This is a genomic window from Pseudomonas sp. CM25 (assembly GCF_013179705.1).
Classification (GTDB): domain Bacteria; phylum Pseudomonadota; class Gammaproteobacteria; order Pseudomonadales; family Pseudomonadaceae; genus Aquipseudomonas.
In genome coordinates, this window is sequence record NZ_JABMCW010000289.1 from 1 (window position 1) to 6,970 (window position 6,970).

General features: G+C 60.8%; 5 protein-coding genes. All 5 read left to right on the forward strand.

Annotated elements, in window-relative coordinates:
* A partial coding sequence (odhB, locus tag HP546_RS23250; RefSeq protein WP_172230023.1) for a 2-oxoglutarate dehydrogenase complex dihydrolipoyllysine-residue succinyltransferase occupies positions 1-1,191 on the forward strand: 1,191 nt, incomplete at its 5' end.
* Positions 1,192-1,286: 95 nt separating this feature from the next.
* Positions 1,287-2,723 carry a dihydrolipoyl dehydrogenase gene (lpdA, locus tag HP546_RS23255; RefSeq protein ID WP_172230025.1) on the forward strand — a complete coding sequence of 479 codons (1,437 nt, stop codon included), beginning with the start codon at positions 1,287-1,289 and terminating at the stop codon, positions 2,721-2,723.
* 172 nt (positions 2,724-2,895) lie between these two features.
* Positions 2,896-4,062, forward strand: a complete 1,167-nt coding sequence (gene sucC, locus HP546_RS23260) for an ADP-forming succinate--CoA ligase subunit beta (RefSeq protein WP_172230028.1) — start codon at positions 2,896-2,898, stop codon at positions 4,060-4,062.
* Positions 4,062-4,946: a succinate--CoA ligase subunit alpha gene (gene sucD / locus HP546_RS23265; RefSeq protein WP_172230032.1), complete on the forward strand. Its 885-nt coding sequence runs from the start codon at positions 4,062-4,064 to the stop codon at positions 4,944-4,946. The genes sucC and sucD overlap by 1 nt, the downstream gene beginning before the upstream one ends.
* 482 nt (positions 4,947-5,428) lie before the next feature.
* The gene (gene brnQ, locus HP546_RS23270; RefSeq protein WP_172230035.1) at positions 5,429-6,742 is read left to right on the forward strand and encodes a branched-chain amino acid transport system II carrier protein; all 1,314 of its coding nucleotides are present in this window, start codon (positions 5,429-5,431) and stop codon (positions 6,740-6,742) included.
* Positions 6,743-6,970: the final 228 nt, after the last annotated feature.

The window sequence follows — 6,970 nt, forward strand, 5'->3', positions numbered from 1 at the left end:
GAATCGGTTGCCGATGGCACCGTTGCCACCTGGCACAAGAAGCCGGGCGAAGCCGTCAAGCGTGACGAGCTGATCGTCGACATCGAGACCGACAAGGTCGTCCTGGAAGTACTGGCTACCGCTGATGGCGTGATGGGCGACATCGTCAAGGGCGAGGGCGATACCGTCCTGTCCGACGAAGTACTGGGTTCGATCGTTGAAGGCGCTGCCGCTGCTGCTGCCCCAGCTGCTGCCCCGGCCGCTGCTGCCCCGGCTGGCGCTGCTGCCGACGCTGGCGAAGACGACCCGGTTGCCGCCCCGGCCGCGCGCAAGCTGGCTGAAGAAAACGGCATCGACCTGGCTACCGTGGCCGGCACCGGCAAAGGTGGTCGCATCACCAAGGAAGACGTGGTTGCTGCAGTCGCCAACAAGAAGTCCGCGCCTGCCGCGGCTCCTGCTGCCAAGCCTGCCGCTGCCGCTGCAGCCCCGGTTGTGACCGCCGCTGGCGACCGCACCGAGAAGCGCGTGCCAATGACCCGCCTGCGCGCCAAGATCGCCGAGCGCCTGGTCGAAGCCCAGTCGAACATGGCCATGCTGACCACCTTCAACGAAGTCGACATGACCGAAGTCATGGCCCTGCGTTCGAAGTACAAGGACCTGTTCGAGAAGACCCACAACGGCGTGCGCCTGGGCTTCATGTCGTTCTTCGTCAAGGCCGCCACCGAAGCGCTGAAGCGTTTCCCGGCAGTCAACGCCTCGATCGACGGCAACGACATTGTCTACCACGGCTTCGCCGACGTCGGCGTTGCCGTATCCAGCGACCGTGGCCTGGTGGTACCGGTACTGCGTAACGCCGAGTCGATGAGCCTGGCTGAAATCGAGAACGGCATCGCCACCTTCGGCAAGAAGGCCCGTGACGGCAAGCTGTCGATCGAGGAAATGACCGGCGGCACCTTCACCATCACCAACGGTGGTACCTTCGGTTCGATGATGTCGACCCCGATCGTCAACCCGCCGCAGGCCGCCATTCTCGGCATGCACAACATCATCCAGCGCCCGATGGCCATCAATGGCCAGGTCGTGATCCGTCCGATGATGTACCTGGCGCTGTCGTACGATCACCGCCTGATCGACGGCAAGGAAGCGGTAACCTTCCTGGTCACCATCAAGAACCTGCTGGAAGATCCGTCTCGCCTGCTGCTGGACATCTAATCAAACAGCCACAAGTTGCAAGCTGCAAGCTTCAAGTAGAAGCGTGTAGGCTTGCAGCTTTTGGCTTGTAGCTTGTTGCTGATAAGGAATCTTTTATGACCCAGAAATTCGACGTAGTGGTGATTGGTGCAGGTCCTGGCGGCTATGTAGCTGCCATCAAGGCCGCCCAACTTGGTCTGAAGACTGCCTGTATCGAAAAATACACCGACGGCGAGGGCAAGCTGGCCCTGGGCGGCACCTGCCTTAACGTAGGTTGCATCCCGTCCAAGGCGCTGCTGGACAGCTCCTGGAAGTACAAGGAAGCCAAAGAGAGCTTCAATGTGCACGGTATCTCCACTGGCGAAGTGAAGATGGACGTGGCCGCGATGGTTGGCCGCAAGGCTGGCATCGTCAAGAACCTGACCGGCGGCGTTGCCACCCTGTTCAAGGCCAATGGCGTTACTTCGATCCAGGGCCACGGCAAACTGCTGGCCGGCAAGAAAGTCGAAGTGACCAAGGCTGACGGCACCACCGAAGTCATCGAAGCCGAAAACGTGATCCTGGCTTCCGGCTCGCGTCCGATCGACATTCCGCCGGCTCCGGTCGACCAGAACGTCATCGTCGACTCCACCGGCGCCCTGGAATTCCAGACCGTACCGAAGCGCCTGGGCGTTATCGGCGCCGGCGTCATCGGCCTGGAGCTGGGCTCGGTGTGGGCTCGCCTGGGTGCTGAAGTCACCGTCCTGGAAGCCCTGGACACCTTCCTGATGGCTGCCGACACCGCCGTGTCGAAAGAAGCCCAGAAGACCCTGACCAAGCAAGGCCTGGACATCAAGCTGGGTGCGCGCGTCACCGGCTCGAAAGTCAACGGCGACGAAGTCGAAGTCACCTACACCAACGCCGAAGGCGAGCAGAAGATTACCTTCGACAAGCTGATCGTTGCGGTCGGCCGTCGCCCGGTGACCACCGACCTGCTGGCTTCGGACAGCGGCGTGACCATCGATGAGCGTGGCTACATCTTCGTCGACGATCACTGCGCCACCAGCGTGCCGGGCGTGTTCGCCATCGGTGACGTGGTACGCGGCATGATGCTGGCCCACAAGGCCTCGGAAGAGGGCATCATGGTGGTTGAGCGCATCAAGGGCCACAAGGCCCAGATGAACTACGACCTGATCCCTTCGGTTATCTACACCCACCCGGAAATCGCATGGGTCGGCAAGACCGAACAGTCCTTGAAGGCCGAGGGTGTTGAGGTTAACGTAGGCACCTTCCCGTTCGCTGCCAGCGGCCGTGCGATGGCGGCCAACGACACCGGTGGTTTCGTCAAGGTCATCGCCGATGCCAAGACTGACCGCGTTCTGGGTGTACACGTGATTGGCCCATCGGCTGCCGAACTGGTGCAGCAGGGCGCAATCGCAATGGAATTCGGCACCAGTGCCGAGGACCTGGGCATGATGGTCTTCAGCCATCCAACCCTGTCCGAAGCGTTGCATGAAGCAGCGCTGGCGGTGAATGGCGGCGCCATTCACGTGGCCAACCGTAAGAAGCGTTAATTATAAGAAACCACGGCGGGCTGCCCGTCGTGAGTCTTGCGTGCATGACTCACCGCGGAAAGTCCGCCGGACCGGATCACACGGGAAAACCCGGGGTCAACGGTCACAGGTGGTGCGGCGCCAGTAATGGCGCAGCGCCGAAGCGCAGTACCTAACGAAGACGGTAAAAAGCATGAATCTTCACGAGTATCAGGGTAAGCAGCTGTTCGCTGAATACGGCCTGCCAGTTTCCAAGGGTTTCGCAGTCGACACCCCTGAAGCTGCAGCAGAAGCCTGCGACAAGATCGGCGGGAACGAGTGGGTTGTCAAAGCCCAGGTTCACGCAGGTGGTCGCGGCAAGGCGGGCGGCGTCAAGCTGGTTCGCAGCAAGGAAGACGCCAAGGCGTTCGCTGCGCAATGGTTGGGCAAGCGCCTGGTAACCTACCAGACCGACGCCAACGGTCAGCCAGTGACCAAGATCCTGGTCGAATCCTGCACTGACATCGCCAAAGAGCTGTACCTGGGCGCTGTAGTCGATCGCTCGAGCCGCCGTATCGTGTTCATGGCCTCCACCGAAGGTGGCGTGGACATCGAGAAAGTCGCTCACGAAACTCCTGAGAAGATCATCAAGGCTACTATCGATCCACTGGTCGGCGCTCAGCCGTTCCAGGGTCGTGAACTGGCATTCCAGCTGGGTCTGGAAGGCAAGCAGGTTGCACAGTTCGCCAAGATTTTCGTAGGCCTGGCCAAGCTGTTCAAAGAACACGACCTCGCCCTGCTCGAAGTCAACCCGCTGGTCATCAAGGCCGACGGCGACCTGCACTGCCTGGATGCGAAGATCAACATCGACGCAAACGCCATGTACCGTCAGCCCAAGCTGAAAACCTTCCACGACCCGTCGCAGGACGATCCTCGTGAAGCCCACGCTGCCAGCTTCGAGCTGAACTACGTGGCGCTGGAAGGCAACATCGGCTGCATGGTCAACGGTGCCGGCCTGGCCATGGGTACCATGGACATCGTCAACCTGCATGGCGGCAAGCCAGCCAACTTCCTCGACGTTGGCGGTGGTGCTACCAAAGAGCGCGTTACCGAAGCGTTCAAGATCATTCTGTCCGACAGCAATGTCGCGGCCGTTCTGGTCAACATCTTCGGCGGCATCGTTCGCTGCGACATGATTGCCGAAGGCATCATCGGTGCAGTGAAAGAAGTCGGCGTGAAAGTTCCGGTCGTCGTTCGCCTTGAAGGCAACAACGCCGAACTGGGCGCAAAAGTACTGGCAGAAAGCGGTTTGAACATCATTGCGGCAACCAGCCTGACCGACGCTGCTCAACAAGTTGTCAAAGCTGCGGAGGGCAAGTAATGAGCGTCCTGATCAATAAAGACACCAAAGTCATCTGCCAGGGCTTCACCGGCTCGCAAGGTACTTTCCACTCCGAACAGGCCATCGCCTACGGCACCAAGATGGTCGGCGGCGTAACCCCAGGCAAGGGTGGCAGCACCCACCTGGGCCTGCCGGTGTTCAACACCGTCAAGGAAGCCGTGGAAGCTACCGGCGCTGACGCTTCGGTCATCTACGTACCGGCTCCGTTCTGCAAGGACTCGATCCTGGAAGCGGCCTTCGGCGGCATCAAGCTGATCGTCTGCATCACCGAAGGCATTCCTACCCTGGACATGCTGGATGCCAAGGTCAAGTGCGACGAGCTGGGCGTGACCCTGATCGGCCCTAACTGCCCAGGTGTCATCACCCCGGGCGAGTGCAAGATCGGCATCATGCCAGGCCACATCCACTTGCCAGGCAAGGTCGGTATCGTTTCGCGTTCCGGCACCCTGACCTACGAAGCTGTGAAGCAGACCACCGACGCCGGCTTCGGCCAGTCGACCTGCGTCGGCATCGGCGGTGACCCGATCCCGGGCTCCAACTTCATCGACATCCTGAAGCTGTTCCAGGAAGACCCGAAGACCGAAGCGATCGTCATGATCGGCGAGATCGGCGGTTCGGCTGAAGAAGAAGCTGCGGCCTACATCAAGGCCCACGTCACCAAGCCTGTGGTTTCCTATATCGCTGGTGTTACCGCACCTGCGGGCAAGCGCATGGGCCACGCCGGCGCCATCATCTCCGGCGGCAAGGGCACTGCGGACGAGAAGTTCGCCGCCCTGCAGGACGCGGGTGTGAAGACCGTGCGTTCCCTGGCTGACATCGGCAAGGCCCTGGCCGAGCTGACTGGCTGGGAAGCCAAGAAGTAATACTGCTACACCCCCCACGCGCACAGAGGCCACCTTCGGGTGGCCTCTGTCGTTTTTGGGTTCGTGAAATTCAGCACCGGCCCCTTCGCGGGTAAACCCGCGCCCACAGGTAGCGTACAGTCCTTTAGGTTTGTGATTTCCCTGTGGGAGCGGGTTTACCTGCGAAGAGGCCGGTGCAGACAACATGGAATTTTCGATTGCCTGGATAGGAATTTTCATACAGACGAATGTTTCAATCCGAGGATAATTCCCACTGTTGACGGTCGCGCAGACGACAAACATGTACGCACATCGGACAAGCAGCACTGTGCCAGTGCGTTTGACTGACAAAACAGTTACATTACGTGTTCACTCTGTGCCCGTACCCCAAAAGGGAACGACACGCTAAACGGGTCTGGCCTATCAAGCCGGGCAGCATTTCCCCTCATCCAATGGGAAATCCCCTCTCGAATCCCGATTTCAGCAGTGTGGTACTACCTTAAATGAAAGTTCTCAAAGGCCAGGATATCCTGGCGCTTGGCTTTATGACGTTTGCGCTTTTCGTAGGCGCTGGCAACATCATCTTCCCGCCTATCGTCGGTCTGCAGTCTGGCCCGCACGTGTGGATGGCCGCCCTCGGCTTCCTGGTTACCGCGGTGGGCCTGCCGGTCATCACCGTGGTCGCCCTGGCCAAGGTCGGCGGTGGCATGGATGCCCTGAGCAGCCCGATCGGCAAGTTCTTCGGCGGCTTGCTGGCAGCCGTGTGCTACCTGTCGGTCGGCCCCCTGTTTGCCACCCCGCGTACCGCGACCGTGTCGTTCGAAGTAGGTGTGGCCCCGCTGACCGGTGAAAGCCCGCTGGCGTTGTTCATCTACAGCCTGGTGTACTTTATCGTGGTGCTGGCAGTGTCCATGTATCCGGGCAAACTGCTCGATACCGTGGGCCGCTTCCTGGCACCGTTGAAGATCATTGCCCTGGCCGTATTGGGTATTGCAGCTTTTGCGCTGCCAGCCGGGACCATTGGTGAAGCGCAGCCTGCCTACGCCGCCGCCGCGTTCTCCAAAGGCTTTTCCGACGGTTACCTGACCATGGATACCCTGGGTGCCTTGGTGTTCGGCATCGTCATCGTCAACGCCATTCGCTCGCGCGGTGTCGAGTCGCCGAAGCTGATTACCCGCTACGCCATCATCGCCGGCCTGATCGCCGGTGTCGGCCTGGCCCTGGTGTACATCAGCCTGTTCCGCCTGGGCGCCACCAGCCACGATATCGCGGCGGACGCTACCAACGGTGCGGCGGTCCTGCATGCCTACGTGCAGCATACCTTCGGCTCGCTGGGCAGTGGCTTCCTGGCCGTGCTGATCGCGCTGGCCTGCCTGGTGACTGCGGTTGGCCTGACCTGCGCCTGCGCCGAGTACTTCAGCCAGATCCTGCCGCTGTCGTACCGCGCACTGGTGGTGATCCTTGCCGGCTTCTCGCTGCTGATCTCCAACCTGGGCCTGACCAAGCTGATCATGTTCTCGATCCCGGTGCTCACCGCCATCTACCCACCGTGCATCGTGGTGGTCGGCCTGAGCTTCGTGAAGGACCTGTGGAACTCGCCGACCCGCATCCTGGCCCCGGTAATGCTGGTATCGCTGGTGTTTGGCATGGTCGACGCGATCAAGGGCAGCAGCATTGCCCATGTGCTGCCGGACTTCCTGGCGCACCTGCCATTGAGCGATGCGGGCATGGCCTGGCTGGTGCCTTCGGTGGTGACCCTGGTGGGTGCCGTCGCCTGCGACCGCATGCTCGGCAAGCCGCGCGAGGCGCTGGCCTGATAGGCGAAGCCTGAGGGCGGCACCGGCCACAAGCCGAAAGGTGCGCGCCAAGGGTGGAAGCTTGAAAGCCCCGTATCCGAGAGGATGCGGGGCTTTTTCTTTGCCTGTGCAGATATCTGCCAGAAGGTGTGCCTTTTGCCGCTTGCCAGCGTCGAAACCCGGTCCCTATCCTCTAGGCACCTGGCCCATTCGGGAACACTGCATGAACTTCATCCAAAGCAACCTCAA